General features: G+C 70.9%; 16 protein-coding genes. 10 read left to right on the top strand and 6 right to left on the bottom strand.

Going from position 1 to position 17,175, the window contains the following annotated elements; translation table 11 throughout:
• Nucleotides 1–26: 26 nt before the first annotated feature.
• The 6 genes from RLT58_RS06420 to RLT58_RS06395 form a co-directional block, all read right to left on the bottom strand.
• Nucleotides 27–866 (bottom strand): TIM barrel protein, encoded by an 840-nt coding sequence (locus RLT58_RS06420; protein WP_311309421.1) that lies wholly within the window; start codon nt 864–866, stop codon nt 27–29.
• A 228-nt stretch (nt 867–1,094) separates the two neighbouring features.
• A complete protein-coding gene (locus tag RLT58_RS06415; protein WP_311309420.1) occupies nt 1,095–2,537 on the bottom strand; it encodes a cellulose binding domain-containing protein in 1,443 nt (480 codons plus the stop codon).
• Between the two features lie 41 nt (nt 2,538–2,578).
• Entirely contained in the window at nt 2,579–4,171 is a 1,593-nt protein-coding gene (locus RLT58_RS06410; RefSeq protein WP_311309419.1) for a beta-N-acetylhexosaminidase, read from the bottom strand.
• Nucleotides 4,172–4,217: 46 nt separating this feature from the next.
• On the bottom strand, nt 4,218–5,057 hold the full coding sequence (locus tag RLT58_RS06405; RefSeq protein WP_311309418.1) for a carbohydrate ABC transporter permease: 840 nt from the start codon (nt 5,055–5,057) through the stop codon (nt 4,218–4,220).
• A complete protein-coding gene (locus tag RLT58_RS06400) occupies nt 5,054–6,037 on the bottom strand; it encodes a carbohydrate ABC transporter permease (RefSeq protein WP_311309417.1) in 984 nt (327 codons plus the stop codon). Before RLT58_RS06400 ends, RLT58_RS06405 begins: the two co-directional genes overlap by 4 nt.
• A gap of 44 nt (nt 6,038–6,081) precedes the next feature.
• Complete coding sequence (locus RLT58_RS06395; RefSeq protein WP_311309416.1) at nt 6,082–7,350, bottom strand: extracellular solute-binding protein; 1,269 nt, start codon at nt 7,348–7,350, stop codon at nt 6,082–6,084.
• 258 nt (nt 7,351–7,608) lie between these two features.
• Between RLT58_RS06395 and RLT58_RS06390 the strand changes: the two genes are divergently transcribed.
• The 10 genes from RLT58_RS06390 (at nt 7,609) to RLT58_RS06345 (ending at nt 17,130) form a co-directional block, all read left to right on the top strand.
• A complete protein-coding gene (locus RLT58_RS06390; protein ID WP_311309415.1) occupies nt 7,609–8,448 on the top strand; it encodes a GntR family transcriptional regulator in 840 nt (279 codons plus the stop codon).
• 122 nt (nt 8,449–8,570) lie between these two features.
• Nucleotides 8,571–9,758: a lactonase family protein gene (locus RLT58_RS06385; RefSeq protein WP_311309414.1), complete on the top strand. Its 1,188-nt coding sequence runs from the start codon at nt 8,571–8,573 to the stop codon at nt 9,756–9,758.
• A 78-nt stretch (nt 9,759–9,836) separates the two neighbouring features.
• Nucleotides 9,837–10,088: a YkoF family thiamine-binding protein gene (locus RLT58_RS06380; protein WP_311309413.1), complete on the top strand. Its 252-nt coding sequence runs from the start codon at nt 9,837–9,839 to the stop codon at nt 10,086–10,088.
• Nucleotides 10,085–10,462 carry a helix-turn-helix domain-containing protein gene (locus RLT58_RS06375; RefSeq protein WP_311309412.1) on the top strand — a complete coding sequence of 126 codons (378 nt, stop codon included), beginning with the start codon at nt 10,085–10,087 and terminating at the stop codon, nt 10,460–10,462. Before RLT58_RS06380 ends, RLT58_RS06375 begins: the two co-directional genes overlap by 4 nt.
• Nucleotides 10,463–10,638: 176 nt before the next feature.
• Nucleotides 10,639–11,148: a 2-oxo-4-hydroxy-4-carboxy-5-ureidoimidazoline decarboxylase gene (uraD, locus tag RLT58_RS06370; protein WP_311309411.1), complete on the top strand. Its 510-nt coding sequence runs from the start codon at nt 10,639–10,641 to the stop codon at nt 11,146–11,148.
• Between the two features lie 19 nt (nt 11,149–11,167).
• A complete protein-coding gene (gene uraH, locus RLT58_RS06365; protein ID WP_311309410.1) occupies nt 11,168–11,560 on the top strand; it encodes a hydroxyisourate hydrolase in 393 nt (130 codons plus the stop codon).
• A gap of 7 nt (nt 11,561–11,567) precedes the next feature.
• Nucleotides 11,568–12,491, top strand: coding sequence for a factor-independent urate hydroxylase (pucL, locus tag RLT58_RS06360; RefSeq protein ID WP_311309409.1), 924 nt, complete (start codon nt 11,568–11,570; stop codon nt 12,489–12,491).
• Between the two features lie 67 nt (nt 12,492–12,558).
• A complete protein-coding gene (locus RLT58_RS06355; RefSeq protein WP_311309408.1) occupies nt 12,559–13,956 on the top strand; it encodes a nucleobase:cation symporter-2 family protein in 1,398 nt (465 codons plus the stop codon).
• A 42-nt stretch (nt 13,957–13,998) separates the two neighbouring features.
• The gene (locus RLT58_RS06350; protein ID WP_311309407.1) at nt 13,999–15,396 is read left to right on the top strand and encodes an 8-oxoguanine deaminase; all 1,398 of its coding nucleotides are present in this window, start codon (nt 13,999–14,001) and stop codon (nt 15,394–15,396) included.
• A gap of 273 nt (nt 15,397–15,669) precedes the next feature.
• Nucleotides 15,670–17,130 carry a nucleobase:cation symporter-2 family protein gene (locus tag RLT58_RS06345; RefSeq protein ID WP_311309406.1) on the top strand — a complete coding sequence of 487 codons (1,461 nt, stop codon included), beginning with the start codon at nt 15,670–15,672 and terminating at the stop codon, nt 17,128–17,130.
• Nucleotides 17,131–17,175 lie beyond the last annotated feature (45 nt).

Here is a 17,175-nt window from a genome sequence, read left to right as displayed (position 1 = left end):
ACGTGTGTGCGAGTGACGGTCCGCCGTCAGCGGGCGGCCCGCGCGGTGGCCGGGAGCCACTCGAAGGACTCGGCGCTCGGCCGGTCGCCCGGCTTGTACTCCAGGCCGACCCAGCCCTCGTAACCGGCCTTCGCCAGCTCGTCGAGGAGCTGCTCCAGCGGGAGCGAGCCGGTGCCGGGCGCGCCGCGGCCCGGGTTGTCGGCGATCTGGACGTGACCGGTCCTGTCGGCGTACGCGGTGATGACCTGGCTGAGGTCCTCGCCGTTCATCGACAGGTGGTACAGGTCCAGGAGGAACTTCGCGTTGCCGAGGCCCGTCGCCGCGTTGACCCGGTCGACGACCTCGATCCCGGCCGGTGCGCTCACCAGCGGGTAGCGCGGGGACTCCGGCGCGTTCAGGGTCTCGATCAGCAGGACCGCCCCGATCCGGTCGGCCGCGCGGGCGGCGGTGACCAGGTTCTCCAGGGCGAGGGCGTCCTGCTCGGCGGGGTCGACGCCGTCGACCCGGTTGCCGTACAGCGCGTTGAGCGCCTTGCAGCCGACCGAGGCGGCGAAGTCGGCCGCCACGTCGATATTGGCCCGGAAGCGGTCCGACTCCGTGCCGGGCACGGAGAGCGCGCCGCGGTCGGGGCCGGGCAGCTGTCCGGCGTAGAAGTTCAGCCCCACCAGCTGGGTGCCGGCATCGTCGAGCGCCTTCTTGAGCGCGTCGAGCTCGGCCTGGTCGGGGGTGGGGGTCTCGATCCACGGCCACCACAGCTCGACCGCCGTGAAGCCGGCCGCGGCGGCTGCCGCGGGTCGCTCCAGGAGCGGGAGTTCCGTGAAGAGGATCGAAAGGTTCACATCGAAGCGCTGGTCCGGGTAGCCCATGAGGGTTGCGGCGCTCCTTCCGTATTGCGGAAGTTAGTTTCTGCTTAACGGAAGATTGCCCGGGGGGTGGGGGCGATGTCAAGGGGGTGCCCGGAATTCGGGCCGGTCGGGGCGGGCCGGGGCGGCGCGCGTACGGATTCCGGGCGCACGGAAGGCGCACGGAAGGCACACGGAAGCGGGGCGGAGGCCCCCTGGCCCTCCGCCCCGCTTGTGGTGCCTCCTACCGGGTCACCCGGCCGGCACCGTGTCCTGGAAGGTGGTCCCCGCCGCGCGGTAGGCGCTCACCCGGGCGTTGACCTGGGCCGGGGTGAGGACCTGGTCCTTCACATGCAGGACGTAGTCCACCTGCTGGTCGTACGACCGGGGCGTGGTGCCGGTCTGCCCGGCCAGGTCGATCAGCCACTGGTTGAAGTTGATCGACATGCCCCGCTCGGGCAGATAGGCCGCCCCGTGCGTGCCGAACAGCTGGCCGTCGATGTAGTAGGTGATCGCGCTGTTGTCGATGGTCACGACCAGGTCGTGCCAGCCCGCGTAGCTCTGCCGGGACTCGGTGTGCGCGTTGACCGCCTCCCAGGGGTCGGGCCGGTAGGTCTCCCACGAGGTCGTGTACAGGATGTTGCCGCTCTCGCCCCAGCCGCCGTTCGGCAGGTACTCGAAGTCGTACTCCGCGTAGTCGTCCGCCATCGGCGCCTTGAGGTCGTTGATGGTGAAGAACGTCTGCACGAGGTGGTCGCCGTCCGGCCCCGACTTCGGCGCGTCGTTGAACTTCACCCGCGCCGCGTAGGTGCCGTTGCGGAACTTCATGGACTGGGTCAGGATCTCGGTCTGCTTCGTCGACTCACCGCTGCCCGCCGTCGAAGTCTCCAGGTTCATCACGGAGTTGCCGCTCTGTGTGGCGAACGTGACGTTCTCCGGCGCCCAGGTCGCCCCCGGCACCCCGGGACCGCCGGCGTTGGAGCGGACACTCCAGCCGTGGGCCGCGATCTGCGGGTCGGTGTGGCCGCTGTAGTTGAAGTCGTCGAACAGCGTGGGCGCGCCCTCCGGCGGATCGGTGGGGTCGGTCGGGTCCGTCGGGTCGGTGGGATCGGTCGGGTCGTTGCCCGCCGGGGCCTCGCCCCAGACCGTGGCCCCGCCGAGCTGCGCCGTCACCTTCGTCCAGTCGCCGTACGCGGTCGCGCCGGCGCCGAAGGAGTAGTCGTCGCTCTGCACCAGGGGCTGCCAGTTCGACCGGTAGAAGCGCAGTTGCATGTCGCCCGTGTCGGCACCCGGCGCGAGCGTTCCCGCGCCGGAGGTGAAGCCGATCTCCAGATAGCGGTCGGCGGTGGCGGTCGGCGAGGCGAGCGAGCCGAACGTCCCGGTGATGTTCGCGCAGCCCTTCACCGCCCAGGAGCAGGCGAACCGGTAGGCGTCGCCCGCCGCCTCGCCCTTGAAGTAGTAGCGGACCTTGACGTCGCTGAGCTGGACGGCCCCGCTGCCGGTGTTGCGCACCTTCAGCCAGGGCTCGCTCTGATCGGCCGTGGCCCCGGCTGCGCCGGTGCGGTACTGCACGGCGAGCGAGCCGTCGGCGGCGCTCGCCGTGGACGGGACGGCGGCGAGCGCCGTACAGCCGAGGGCCACGGTGGCGGCGGCTGCCGCCGCCGCACGGATGCGGCTCTTCGCGAGTGACTTCATGAGCCTGTTCCTCTCCGGAACGGTCGTGGGGGACTGGATGGTTACGCGGATGGCGCTGTTCCTGGGGAAGCGGCCGTCAGCGGCCGGGGATTCAGGGGGCGGTAGGGGACGCCGAGCGCGTCGAGCCGGGCCGTGTGGCCGCCGAGGCGGGCCAGGAACCCGTGCCAGTCGCGGCCGCCGCCGGACCAGGCCCGGTCCGCCAGCGCGCACAGCCGGGGGAAGGTCAGATACTCGATCCGCTCCGGCGTGCTCGCGTACTCGGTCCACAGCTGGGCCTGGGTGCCGAGCAGCCGGGCGGCCTCGGCCGGGTCCCAGCCGTCCGTCAGCGGCCGGCGGCCGTGCACCGTGCGCAGATCGACCGGCGGGCCGGGCTGCGACGCCGGTTCTGCGGGGTCGGCGGTCTGTGGGTAGTCGAGGTAGGTGGCCCGGTGGTGCGTGGCGATCACCTGGTGGCCGCGGCGGGCGGCGGCGCGGGCGTGCGCCGGGTCGCGCCAGGTCATCACCGTGAAGTCGAGGGGGAGTTCGGTGCCGGTCTCCGCCCAGCCGACCGGCCGCCGGCCCCGCTCCACCAGGAACGACCCGACCCGGCCCATGAACCAGCCGTGCAGCGCCCGGGCATCGGGCAGCCCCTCGGCGGCGGCCCGCTCCCGGGCGGCCGGGCTGTTCTCCCACTCGATGGTCGGGCACTCCTCGCCGCCGATGTGGATGTACGGCGACGGGAAGACGTCCATGACCTCCTCCAGTACCGTCCGGCAGAAGTCGAAGACCTCCTCGTGGACGCCGAACACGTTGTCGCACACGCCCCAGCGGGTCCACACGCCCAGCCGGCGCGAGGGGTCGTTGCCCAGCTCGGGGTGGGCGGCCAGGGCGGCGCGCGCATGGCCGGGCATCTCGATCTCGGGCACCACCCGCACCCCGCGCGCCGCCGCGTAACGCACCAGGTCGCGCAGTTCCTGCCGGGTGTACGCCCCCGAGTGCGGAATTCCGTCGTACGTCTCGGGGGCGCCGCCCGGCGGACCGGACATCGACTGCGTGCGGTGGCCGCCGATCCCGGTCAGCCTCGGATAGGCGGCGACGGGCATCCGCCAGCCCTGGTCGTCGGTGAGATGGAGGTGGAGCGTGTTCAGCTTGTGCAGCGCCATCAGGTCCACGTACCGGCGCAGATACGAGACCGGCTGGAAGTGCCGGGCGACGTCGAGCATCGTGCCCCGCCAGGCGTGCGCGGGTACGTCGCTGATCTCCACGCACGGCAGCGTCCACGGCCCGTCCCGCCGCGCCGGGCCCGAGAGCACCTCGGCGGGCAGCAGCTGACGGATCGTCTGGACGCCGCACAGCAGGCCCGCCGGCCGGGCTGCCCGCAGCAGCACGGTGTCCGGGCCGACGGTGAGTCCGTACCCCTCCTCCCCGAGACCGCCCAGCTGGGGGTCGAGCGCCAGCACGATCCGGCCGGTGGCGGAGGGGGCTAGCGGGAGTCCGGTGGCGGGGCTGAGCAGGGTGCGCAGCAGGTCGGCGGCGCCTTCCGCGCCCGGGTAGGCCCGGATCCCGGTGTCCGGGTCGAGGGTGAAGCTGCCGGGGCGGGACGAGACCTTGGCCGGGCGGGGGACGAGGGTGTGTTCGGGGCGTGGTGCGGGCACGGGGGGCCTCCGGATTCGGATCTGCGGCCGGACGGGAACCGGGGTGTCAGCCTTTGACGGCACCGGCCGCGAAGCCGGAGGTGACATGGCGCTGGAGCAGCAGGAAGACCACCAGCGCGGGCAGGGCGAAGAGCGTCGAGGCGGCCATCGTGGCGCCCCAGTCGGTGCCGAAGGTGTTCTGGAAGGAGGACAGCCAGACCGGCAGGGTGCGGCTGTCCTGGTGCTTGATGATCAGGAAGTTGGCGTACGCGAACTCGTTCCATGCGGTGATGTAGCCGAACAGCGAGGTCGCCATCAGCCCCGGCGCGAGCAGCGGCAGCGCCACCCGCCGGAAGGCCCCGGTCCTGGTGCATCCGTCGACCTGCGCGGCCTCTTCCAGCTCCGGCGGGATCGTCCCGATGAAGCCCCTCAGCACCACGATCGTGAACGGCAGCGTGATCATGAAGTAGACGAGGGTGAGCGTCGGCAGCCGGTCGAGCATGTCGGTGTCGCGGGAGATGATGTAGATCGGGATGATCAGCGACTCCCAGGGCGCCATCTGCGCGATGAAGACCATGAGCATGAACTGCCGCCGGCCCTTCCACCGCATCCGGGCCACCGCGTACGCCGAACCGATGGCGACGAGCAGGGCCAGCAGGACCGCGCTCAGCGTGACCAGGATGCTGTTGCGCCAGAAGAGACCGAAGCCGTCGGCCTGCACGGCGGTGCGGAAGTGGTCGAGCGTCCAGGTGTGCGGGAAGAGCTTCGGATCGGTGGACTGGATGTCCCGGGACGGCTTGAACGCGGTCGAGATCATCCAGTAGACGGGGAACAGACAGACCAGGACGGTCAGTACGGCGGCGGCGTTCAGCGGGATCCGCCGCAGCCTCGGACGCAGCAGGGTCATCGGGATTCGTCCTCCTGACGGAGCATCTGGCGGAAGTAGAGGACGAGCACCCCGGACATCAGGACCACCGTGACCATCGAGGCGGCCGAACCCAGGTCGTAGCGCTGGCCGGCGAGCGCGGTCTGCACCGCGTACACGGGCAGGATCGTCGTGGCGTCCCCCGGGCCGCCGCGGGTCATCACCCAGATCTGGACGAACGCCTTGAACGTCCAGATCACTTCGAGCGAGAAGACCAGCATGAAGATCGGCCGGAGCATCGGGAAGGTGACCGAGCGGAAGATCCGCGCGCCGCTCGCCCCGTCCAGCCGGGCCGACTCGTACAGCTCGGCGGGGACGGTGGTGAGCGCCGAGTACAGGGTGATCGCCGCGAACGGCACCGACTGCCACACGATCAGCAGCACCAGGATCGAGAAGGCCGCAGTGCCGTGCGCGAACCACGGATAGCGGTCGAACGAGGTGAAGCCCGCCTCGGTCAGCAGCCGGTTGACGATGCCGAACTCGGAGTGGAACAGCCACTGGAAGACCGTGGTGGCCGCGATCACCGGCATGGCCCAGGCCAGCACCAGGGCGCTGAGGACCACCCCGCGCCCGAACCGGCCGAGCCGCTCGGTCATCAGGGCGACCAGCGTCGCGATCACCATGATCAGGACGACGTTGACCGCCATGAACAGGAAGGTCCGCCGGACCACCTCCCAGAACCGCGGATCGGACAGCAGCGTGCGGTAGTTGCGCAGTCCGACGAACTCCGCGTCGCCCATGATCAGCTGGCGCAGCCGGAAGTCCTGGAGGGAGATCAGTACGGCCCGCAACAGCGGGTAGAGCAGCAGATAGAGCATGCCGCCGACGGCGGGGGCGATCAGGACGTACGGCCAGGGGCCGCGCGGTTCTCCGGACCGCCTCCCGCGCGGGGACACGGGGGTGCGCGGTGCCGGCCGGAGCCGGGGTCTGGGGGGTGCGGTCCGTTCCCGGATGACCGACACGGCGCGCCTCCTCTCGGTGGTGGGGCGGGCGGGGAGCGGGGAGATCAGGACGCGGTGTTCATGGCCCGAGTGATGTCGGCGGACGCCTTGGCGGCCTCCTTCGCCGGGTCGCCCCCGGTCAGGACGGCGGCCATGTAGTCCTTGATCGGGTTCTCCGCCTCGACGGCGGCCCAGCCGGGCGTGTTGGGCGTGGCATGGCCGTTGGCCGCGCCGACCGCCATCGCCGCCGCGCCCGGATCGCCGGCCACCGCCGAGGCCAGCGTCGTCCGGTTCGGCACATAGCTCATGGCCACGGCCAGCTTCTTCTGCCAGGCGTCACCCGTGAGTTCCTTGACGAAGGTGAGTGCCGCCTCCTGGTGGCCGGAGGCCGTCGGGATCACCAGGTCGGAGCCGCCGGTGAAGACGGCGCCCGGGGTGTCCGCGGTCTTGCCCGGGATCGGGAAGAAGCCGAGCTTGCCCTTGAGATCCGCGTTCTTCTCGGCGATGACATTGGCGCCGCCGGGGGTGGAGATCACCTGCGCGGCCTTGCCCTGGGCCATCACATCGGCCTGCGGCGGGTCGTCCTCGTCGGAGTCCTTGGGCCCCTTGCCGAGCGCCTGGAGCTGTTCGTAGAACTTCATCCCGCGCAGCGCCTCCGGGGTGTCCAGGGCGCCCTTCCACTTCCCGCCGGACTCGGTCGCGAGGTCGCCGCCCTCGTCCCAGACGAAGCCGGCCAGCGCGTACCACATCTGCCCCGGCAGGTAGATGCCCTGCGTACCGCCCTTGTTGAGCTTCTCGGTGGCGGCGAGCCACTGCTCGCGCGTCTTGATCGCGGACGCGTCCACCCCGGCCTTCTCGAACAGGTCGGTGCGGTAGATGACGACGCGGTTGGCCGCGTAGTACGGGACGCCGTACTGCTTGCCCTCGTACGCCCCGGGTTCGGCCAGGCCCTTGAGCCAGTCCTTGCCGTTCAGCTCGTCGACCTTGTCGCTGAGGCCGAGCAGCCCGCCGCTCTGGGCGAACTGCGCGACCTGGGTGTTGCCGCTCTCGATGACGTCCGGCGCGTCGTTGCTGGCCAGCGCGGCGGTGATCTTCTCGCCGATGCCGTCCCACTCCTGGATCTGGACCCGGACCCGGATGTCGGGGTGCTGGTCCTCGAAGCCCTTCACGAACTCCTTCTGGAACTGGGCGGAGACGCTGTCGCGCATCAGCCACACATCGATGTCCGTCCGCCCGTCACCGGACGGCCCGGCGGAGTCGGAGGACGAGCTGCAGGCACTGAGAACGGCGGCCATCACGAGCGCGGACCCACCGGCAAGCAAGCGGTACTTCACGGTTCACCTCTGGAGAACAAGACCTGACCACCTGACCAGTGAAGCCCACTGGACAGCTCACCTCTTGATGGTGGATGAAGGTGGCATAGACCAATGGGACCGTCAAGCCCCTTGGTAGCAAAGGGTTCTGGGGATCTCACGGAAATCCGGCCTGCGAGGATTTCGGCAACACCGGTTACAATCCATCTGACCAGTGGCCGAGTTGGTACGACTGGTTGGTCAACTGGTCAATGAGAGACGGGTCAGGAGGGGCATCGCATGGACGCCGACGCACCGGGGACGGTGCTCAAACGGGAACGGGCCCGCGACGCGGTCCTGGAGCTGATCGAGTCGCGCCGCCCGGGTGACGCCATCCCCTCGGAGCGTTCCCTCTGCGCCACGCTCGGCGTCTCCCGGCCCACCCTGCGGGCCGCGATCGACGAGCTGGTGGCCGCCGGACTGCTGGTGCGCCAGCACGGCCGCGGGATGTTCGTCGCACCCGAGAAGATCACCCAGGAGCTGATCTCGGCCGACCTCGCCCTCTCGGTCCCGCAGGCGGCCGGGGCCTGGTCGAGCCGGCTGCTGGAGTTCACCACCCTCCAGGCCGGCGCCCGGGTCGGCCGCAAGCTGCGCATGTCACCGGCCGCGGACATCGTCTACGTGGCCCGGCTGCGGCTGGTCGACGGCGCCCCGATGGCGATCGAGCACCTGCACATCAGGGCCGAGCTGGTGCCGGGGCTGTCCGCCCAGGAGCTGGAGGACGGCGATCTCTACGAGCATCTGCGCGAGCGCCACGACGTGCATGTCCACGAGGCGGTCCAGGCGATCGAGCCGACCGTGGTCACCCGCGCCGAGGCTCGCCTCCTGGACGTCCCCGAGCTCTCCCCGGCCCTGCTCTTCGAGCGGCTGACCTCGGACTCCACCGGCAGCCCGGTGGAGTACGTGCACTCGCTCTACCGGGGCGACCGCTACCGGATCGTCTCCCGGCTGGCCCTCGGCCCGGCCGCCGCGGTCGAACCGGTCGAGGGCGGCCACCACCCGGGGATCCCGCCGGGGGACTTCGCCCACCGGGACGCGATCACCTCGTCCACCCGCGGCGACATCCAGTCCGGCGGCTGACCCCGTGGAGCCCGCTCCTCGTTGCGCCCTGCGCAATGACCGGTGCGCCTCTTGCGTCGGCCGCCGGGTAAGGCCACTGTGACTGACACATCCGACGCAGCCGACCCCACGAGGTGCCTCGCATGACATCCCCCACCAGCCGCCGCACCCTTCTCGGAGCACTTCTCGCGGGCGGCGCGCTCGCCGCGGCCCCCCGACTGCCCGGCGACCCCTCCGACGCGGGACGCCGCCCCGCCCGGCCGCAGCCCGCCGCCGGCCGGGCCCGGGCGGCCGGCGCGCTGTTCCTCGGCACCTACACCTCGACCAGCCCGGGCGGCACCGGCATCGGCGTCGCCTCGTACGACCCCGGGACCGGTGCCATCGCCGCCCGTACCGTCGTCACCGGCGTCCCGGACCCCTCGTACCTCGCGCTGCACCCCTCCGGCGGCACCCTGTACGCCGTGGACGAGCAGCAGAACGGCGCAGTCACCGCGGTCGCCCTCGCCGAGGACGGGACCTTCGAGGTGCTCGGCGCCCGGGACACCGGCGGCGCGGGGCCCTGCCACCTCTCGGTGCATCCGGGCGGGAAGTGGCTGTTCAGCGCCAACTACACCTCCGGCAGCGTCGCGGTGCACCCGCTGAACGCCGACGGGTCGGTGGGGGAGCGCACGGACCTGGTCGCCCACGGCGCGCCCGCCCCCGGCCCCGGCCAGGACGGTCCGCACGCCCACCAGATCGTCACCGCCCCCGACGGCGGCCACGTGCTCGCCGTCGACCTGGGCAACGACACGGTGTACACCTACCGGCTCGACGAGGAGCACGGCACCCTGGAGCAGCTCTCGTACGCCGCCCTGCGGCCGGGCGCGGGGCCGCGCCACCTCACCTTCCACCCCGATGGCCGGCATGCCTACCTCGCCTGCGAGCTCGACAACACGGCCGTCGTCTGCGGCTACGACCCCGCCACCGGTGTGCTCACCCCGGGCGCCCCGCAGTCCACCGGAACGGGGAGCGGCACCAGCTACCCCGCCCAGTTCCTCGTCACCGGGGACGGCCGTTTCGCCTATCTCGCCAACCGGGGGCACAACAGCCTCACCCGGTACGCGGTCGAGGACGGCGGTGCCGCGCTGCGGCTGCTGGACACCGTCCCGGTGGGCGGCGATTTCCCCCGGCACACCGCCTTCTCGCCGGACGGGGGCCTGCTCTTCGCGGCCAACCAGAAGTCCGGCACCGTCACGGTCTTCCGGGTCGACGGGGAGAGCGGCGCCCTGGAGTCCGCGGGGTCGCCCTTCGAGGCGCCGGCCGCCGTCTGCGTACTGCCGCTCCAGCCGTGAGCGGGGGCCTCCTTCCGTTAGGGTCGTGCCCGAGCCGCGGGTCGCCCCGGACGCGGTGCAACGCATCATGGAGGCACCGTGCGCCTGAGAGTCGAGTTCACCACCGAGCCCTTCGATCTCGACGAGGCACCGGCCCACGCGGTCGTGGCCCGTGAGGTCATCCAGTCGGCCGCGCTGGACGCGGTGGACGTCGGTCCCTTCGGAAACACGGCGGAAGGCGGCGCCGACGAGGTGCTGACCGCGGTGGACGCCCTGCTGCGCCGCACGCTGGCATCGGGTGCCACCCGGGTCTCGCTCCAGGTCAACGTCATCGGAGAGGACCCGAAGTGACCGGGCCCGTGGACCACCCCCTCGTCGCCGCGGTCAAGCCCCTCGTCGACGCCATGGGCGCCGAGCTGCTCGGGCCCGGCGAGGCGCAGGCCGACGACGTCGTGCTCGCCTGGGAGGGCGAGGACGTCATAGCGGTGCGGCTGCCGCAGCTCTCCGACTCGCTGGACCACATCCTGGCCGCGATGGAGCGCCGGCACGGCAAGCCGCTCGCCGAGCTGGACCGCAAGACCAAGCAGGAGGCCGTGCGGCTGCTGGAGGCACGCGGTGCCTTCTCCGTACGCCACGGGGTGGAGACGGTGGCGGGCGCCCTGGGCGTCAGCCGCTTCACCGTCTACAACTATCTGAACCGCGAGAACGGCACCAAGAGCGACTAGTTGGGCGCTCGCAGACAGGTGAACGACACATGATCGATCAGGCCGTCGTCCGGACCCCCGGGCGACGGCCTTTTACATGAACGTAATTTCAACAAAGTGTTGACGTGGTGTTGTGGAGGGCGTTAGCTATCCGCAGCCCGACCAACGCACAGCGAAGAACAGCCACGGAGGCTCCCGTGACTTCGAGCTCCACGCCGGGCCTCGCCCGGTTCAACACCCTGGCGGACCACGAGGCGTCCGCCGCACTGCACGAGGTCTGTGCCAGTGCGGCCTGGGGAAGAGCGATCCTCTCCCGGCGCCCGTACGCCACCGCGGAAGCCCTGCTCTCCGCGAGCGACACCGCCACGGCGGCCCTCGACGCGGGGGACCTCGCCGAGGCCATGGCCGGTCACCCGCCGATCGGCCGCCCGAAGCCCGGGGACCCGACCTCCTCCCGCGAACAGCGCGGGATGGCCGGGGCCACCGAGGAGCTCAAGGCCGAGATGCTCGAACTCAACCTGGCCTACCAGGAGCGGTTCGGACATGTCTTCCTGATCTGCGCCACCGGGGCCACCGGCGAGCAGATGCGCGACGCGGTGAAGTCCCGCATCGGGAACTCGCCCGAGCAGGAGCGCGAGATCGTGCGCACCGAACTGGGCAAGATCAACCGCATCCGCCTCACCCGCCTCGTCACGGAAGACGCGTAACAGAAGGAGAGTGAAGGTCTTGAGCACCTTCGCCACCGCATCGGTGTCCACCCACATCCTGGACACCAGCATCGGCCGCCCCGCCGCAGCCGTCGCCGTCTCGCTCGCCGCCCGCTCGGGCGGGGACGCGCCCTGGGTGACGCTCGGCGGTTCCGCGACCGACGCGGACGGGCGCTGCAAGGACCTGCCGGCCCTGCCGGAAGGCACCACCCACGTACGGCTCGACTTCGAGACCGAGCCGTACTTCACAGCGAAGAAGCAAGCCGAGGCGCAGCAGGACGCCCCCCGCGTAAGGGACAGCGGCGCGTTCTTCCCGGAGGTGGCGATCACATTCGCCGTCACCCCGGGCGAGCACTATCACGTACCGCTGCTGCTCAACCCGTTCGGCTACTCCGTATACCGAGGGAGCTAGCAGACACATGCCCACGATTCTCGGCCAGAACCAGTACGGCAAAGCAGAGAACCGCGTCGTCAAGATCACGCGGGACGGCGACACCCATCACATCAAGGACCTGAACGTCTCGGTCGCCCTGTCCGGCGACATGGACGACGTCCACTACTCCGGCTCCAACGCCAACGTGCTGCCCACGGACACCACCAAGAACACGGTGTACGCCTTCGCCAAGGAGCACGGCATCGAGTCCGCCGAGCAGTTCGGCATCCACCTCGCCCGTCACTTCGTGACGTCGCAGGAGCCGATCCACACCGCGCGGATCCGCATCGAGGAGTACGCCTGGGAGCGCATCGCCACCTCCGACGGGAACTCGCGCTTCATCGGGTCCGACGAGGTCAAGCACTCCTTCGTGCGCAAGAACCAGGAGATCCGCACCACCCAGATCACCTTCGACGGCGACACCTGGCAGGTCATCTCCGGTCTCAAGGACCTCACCGTGATGAACTCGACCAACTCCGAGTTCTGGGGCTACGTCAAGGACAAGTACACGACGCTCAAGGAGGCGTACGACCGCATCCTGGCCACCGACGTCTCCGCCCGCTGGCGCTACAACTGGACCAGCGACGAGCAGCGGATGCCGAACTGGGAGAAGTCCTACGAGCAGGCGCGCAAGCACATGCTCCAGGCCTTCGCCGAGACGTACTCCCTCTCGCTCCAGCAGACCCTGTACCAGATGGGTTCGCGCATCATCAACAGCCGCAGCGAGGTCGACGAGATCCGCTTCTCGCTGCCGAACAACCACCATTTCCTGGTGGACCTGGAGCCGTTCGGCCTCAAGAACGACAACGAGGTCTACTTCGCGGCCGACCGTCCGTACGGGCTCATCGAGGCCACCGTGCTGCGCGACGGCGTCGAGCCGCAGATCCCGGTCGACATGACCAACCTCTGACGCGGCGCCGCGCCGGCTCCCGTCCGTCCACAGCGGACGGGGGCCGGCCGGGCCGGAGGGAAATCCCATGGCAACGCCTGCACCTGGGCCCGCAGAAGCAGAAGGCCCGTGTCCCACCCCACCGGAGTGCTCGGTCCATCCGGTGGACGAGAAGCTCGCCCCCTCGCGGCTGCTGCCCGCCGCGCTCCAGCACATCGCCGCCATGTACGCGGGCGTCGTCACCCCTCCGCTCATCATCGGCCAGGCCGTCGGCCTCGACCAGGCGGGCATGACCCGGCTGATCGCCGCGAGTCTGCTGATCGCGGGCTGCGCCACCGTCCTGCAGACGCTGGGGATCGCCGGATTCGCCGGCAACCGGCTGCCGTTCGTCAACGCCGCCTCGTCCGCCGGCATCGCCCCTATGCTCGCCATCGCGGAGACCAGCGCCCCCGGCCACCAACTGCCCGCCATCTACGGGGCGGTGCTCGTCGCCGGAGTGTTCTGCCTGGCCGTCGGGCCGTTCTTCGGCAGACTCCTGCGCTTCTTCCCGCCGCTGGTCACCGGCGTCGTCATCACCCTCATCGGCGTCACCCTGATGCCGGTCCCGGTCTCCTGGGCCCAGGGCGGCGACAAGACGGCCGCCGACTTCGGCCAGATGAAGTACCTCGCGCTGGCCGCCTTCACCCTCGTCGTGATCCTGCTCATCCAGCGGTTCGGGCGCGGCTTCCTGCGCCAGGTCGCCCTGCTCATGGGCCTGTTGATCGGCACGCTGGCCGCCGTACCCTTCGGCCTCGCCGACTTCTCCGCGCTCCAGGACGCGCCGCTCGCCGCGCTGCCCAGCCCCTTCGCCTTCGGCGCGCCCGAGTTCCGGCCCGCCGCCATCCTCTCGCTGTGCATCGTGATGCTCGTCCTGATGACCGAGTCCGCCGCCGGCATGCTGGCCGTCGGTGAGATCTGCGACCGGCGCACCGACGGACGCACCATCACCCGCGGACTGCGCACCGACGGCCTCGCCACCCTCCTCGGCCCGGTCTTCGGCGGCTTCCCGACGAGCGCCTTCGCGCAGAACGTCGGAGTCGTCTCCCTGACCAAGGTCCGCAGCCGCTACGTCGTGGCCGCCGCCGGCGGCGCGCTGCTGGTGCTCGGACTGTTCCCGGTGCTCGGCGCGGTCGTCTCGCTCGTCCCGATGCCCGTGCTCGGCGGCGCCGGCATCGTGCTGTTCGGCTCGATCGCCGTCAGCGGCATCCGTACGCTCTCCGAGGCCGGGCTCGACGACAGTTCCAACATCATCCTGGTCGCCGTGGCCCTCGGCGCGGGCATCATCCCGCTCGCCGCGCCCGGCTTCTACGCGGACTTCCCGTCCTGGGCGCAGACCGTCCTGGGCTCCGGCATCAGCGCCGGAGCGCTCGTCGCGGTCCTGCTCAACCTGTTCTTCCACCATCTCGGCACCCACAGCCGCACGGCCGTGGCACTCAAATCCTCCTAGGGTCCTGCCGTGCCCACATCGCTGATGAGAGAAGGAAGCACCATGGCAGCATCGGCAGCCCCCGACCGAGTGGAACGCATCGTCATCGAGAACTGCTCGATCGCGACCGTCGACGCCGACGACACCGAGTACGCCTCGGGCCATGTCGTCGTCGCGGGCAACCGCATCGAGTCCGTCGGCGCCGGCCGGGCACCGGAGGGCCTGGAGAACGTCGTACGCCGGATCGACGCAACCGGGCACCTCGTCACGCCCGGCCTGATCAACACGCACCACCACTTCTACCAGTGGATCACCCGCGGTCTGGCCACCGACCACAACCTCTTCGAGTGGCTGGTCGCGCTGTACCCGACGTGGGCGCGCATCGACGAGCCGATGGCCCGCGCCGCCGCGCAGGGCTCGCTCGCCATGATGGCGCGCGGCGGTGTCACCACCGCGATGGACCACCACTACGTCTATCCGCAGGGATCCGGCGACCTGTCCGGCGCCATCATCGGCGCCGCCCGCGACATGGGCGTACGCTTCACCCTCGCCCGCGGGTCCATGGACCGCAGCGAGAAGGACGGCGGGCTGCCGCCGGACTTCGCGGTGGAGACCCTGGAGGGCGCCCTCGCCGCAACCGAGGCGACCGTCGACGCACACCACGACGCCTCCTTCGACGCGATGACCCAGGTCGCCGTCGCCCCCTGTTCGCCCTTCTCCGTCTCCACCGAACTCATGCGCCAGGGCGCGGAGCTGGCCCGGCGCAAGGGCGTCCGGCTGCACACCCACGGCTCGGAGACCGTGGAGGAGGAGAAGTTCTGCCACGAGCTGTTCGGCATGGGCCCGACCGACTACTTCGAGTCGACCGGCTGGCTCGGCGACGACGTGTGGATGGCGCACTGCGTCCACATGAACGACTCCGACATCGCCGCCTTCGCCCGCACCGGCACCGGCGTCGCCCACTGCCCGTCCTCCAACGCCCGGCTGGCCGCCGGCATCGCCCGGGTCCCGGACATGCTCGCCGCGGGCGTCCCGGTCGGCCTCGGCGTCGACGGCACCGCCTCCAACGAGTCCGGCGAACTCCACACCGAGCTGCGCAACGCCCTCCTCATCAACCGCCTCGGCCCGCACCGCGAACGCGCCCTGAACGCCCGTCAGGCCCTGCGGCTGGGTACGTACGGCGGCGCCCAGGTCCTCGGCCGCGCCGCCCAGATCGGCTCCCTGGAGCCCGGCAAGCTCGCCGACCTGGTGCTCTGGAAGCTGGACACCCTCGCGCACGCCTCCATCGCCGACCCGGTCACCGCCCTGGTCTTCGGCGCCGCCGCCCCCGTCACCCTGTCGCTCGTCAACGGCAGGCCGGTCGTCGAGGACAACCACCTGACCACCGTGGACGAGGACGCCATCGCCCGCGCCACCCGCGACGAGGCCCGCCGCCTCGCGCAGATCGCCGCCGGAGCCTGACACCCCGGCACCCCCCGATACCGGCCGGCCGAGGGGGACGGCCCTCGACCGGCCGCCGCGGACCCGAGCGGGGTCCGCGGCAACCGGTACGGGAGGCGCGTACTCAGACGTGCGCGCCTTCCGTCCCGGTGACCCGAGCTGCCCGCACCAGCTGCACGACCTGCCCCACCTGCATCAACGCACCACACGGGGCCCGGTCCGGTGGACCGGCCCCGGCACCACCTCCCTGACACCCACGTCGCCGCAGACGTGTACCCGACCGGAGGAACCGCCGTGGCAGCTACGCCCAGGTTTCGCAACGACGCAAGTGCAGCACCCGCCCCCGACGGTGAGCCGGACACGGCCCCGTCCGACCGCAGGCATCCGGTCGACGAGACGCTCCCCCCACTGAAGATGTTCACCAGCGGCCTCCAGCACGTGGCCGCGATGTACGCGGGCGTGGTGGCTCCGCCCATGATCGTGGGGCCCGCCGTCGGCCTCACGCCCAAGGAGACCGCCTTCCTGATGGGGGCGAGCCTGTTCACCGCGGGCATAGCCACCCTGCTCCAGACGCTCGGCTTCTGGCGGATAGGCGCCCGGCTGCCGTTCGTCAACGGCGTCTCGTTCGCCGGGGTGACCCCGATGGTGGCGATCGGCAAGGACCGGGGGCACGACGGCATCGCCGTGATCTTCGGCGCGATCATCGTCGCCAGCCTCCTCGGCTTCGTCCTCGCCCCGTACTTCTGCAAACTGGTCCGCTTCTTCCCGCCCGTCGTGACCGGCACGGTCATCACCCTGATCGGTGTCTCGCTGCTGCCGGTGGCCTTCAACTGGTCCCAGGGCGGCAACGCGACGGCCGACGACTACGGCTCCACCACCAACATCACCATGGCGGCGGTGACCCTGGTCGTCGTCCTCGCGCTGCGCAAGCTGCTGCGCGGCTTCCTCCAGCAGATCGCGATCCTGCTCGGCCTGGTGGTCGGCACCCTCGTCGCGATTCCCGTCGGCATCACCGACTTCGGTGCCATCAAGGACGCCGACGCGATCGGCTTCCCCACCCCGTTCCACTTCGGGGCGCCGCAGTTCGAGATCGCCGCGATCGTCTCCATGTGCATCGTCATGCTGGTCTGCATGACCGAGTCGACCGCCGACATGCTGGCCCTGGGCAGGATCGTCGACCGGCCGGCCGACGAGCGGACCATCGAGGGCGGGCTGCGCGCCGACACCCTGGGCAGCGCCATCAGCCCGCTGTTCAACGGCTTCATGTGCAGTGCCTTCGCCCAGAACATCGGGCTGGTCGCGATGACCAAGGTCCGCAGCCGCTTCGTCGTCGCCGCGGGCGGCGGCATCCTCATCCTGCTCGGGCTGTTCCCGGTGGCCGCGTCCGTCATCGCGCTGGTCCCGCTGCCGGTGCTCGGCGGCGCGGGCATCGTGCTCTTCGGCTCGGTCGCGGCCAGCGGCATCCAGACCCTGGCCGGCGCCGCGCTGGAGAAGGGCGAGAACGCGCTGATCGTGGCCGCCGCCGTAGGGATCGGGCTGATCCCGATCGCGGCGCCGGAGTTCTACCACGCCTTCCCCAAGGACCTGCTCGTCGTCCTGGACTCGGGGATCTCCACCGGCTGCGTCGTGGCGATCGTCCTCAACCTGGCCTTCAACCACCTCGGCAAGCGGCCGGACGCCGAGCCGGACGCCGAACCCGACGCGGAGTCCGTCGCACAGAAGACGGTCAAGACGGCAACGGCCGGCGTGCACTGACGGACCAGCACCGCGCCGCGGCGCGTACGGCACCGAGCCGTACGC

The organism is Streptomyces sp. ITFR-16 (assembly GCF_031844705.1).
Classification (GTDB): domain Bacteria; phylum Actinomycetota; class Actinomycetes; order Streptomycetales; family Streptomycetaceae; genus Streptomyces.
Note: the sequence above shows the minus strand (reverse complement) of the source record. Positions and strands in the feature narration are given on the sequence as shown.

Bases quoted from the DNA above. Each gene is read 5' to 3' on its own strand.
- RLT58_RS06355 (WP_311309408.1), top strand. From the start codon at position 12,559: ATGGCAACGCCTGCACCTGGGCCCGCAGAAGCAGAAGGCCCGTGTCCC.
- RLT58_RS06420 (WP_311309421.1), bottom strand. From the start codon at position 866: ATGGGCTACCCGGACCAGCGCTTCGATGTGAACCTTTCGATCCTCTTC.
- RLT58_RS06350 (WP_311309407.1), top strand. From the start codon at position 13,999: ATGGCAGCATCGGCAGCCCCCGACCGAGTGGAACGCATCGTCATCGAG.
- pucL (WP_311309409.1), top strand. From the start codon at position 11,568: ATGCCCACGATTCTCGGCCAGAACCAGTACGGCAAAGCAGAGAACCGC.
- RLT58_RS06405 (WP_311309418.1), bottom strand. From the start codon at position 5,057: ATGACCCTGCTGCGTCCGAGGCTGCGGCGGATCCCGCTGAACGCCGCC.
- RLT58_RS06385 (WP_311309414.1), top strand. From the start codon at position 8,571: ATGACATCCCCCACCAGCCGCCGCACCCTTCTCGGAGCACTTCTCGCG.
- RLT58_RS06390 (WP_311309415.1), top strand. From the start codon at position 7,609: ATGGACGCCGACGCACCGGGGACGGTGCTCAAACGGGAACGGGCCCGC.
- RLT58_RS06415 (WP_311309420.1), bottom strand. From the start codon at position 2,537: ATGAAGTCACTCGCGAAGAGCCGCATCCGTGCGGCGGCGGCAGCCGCC.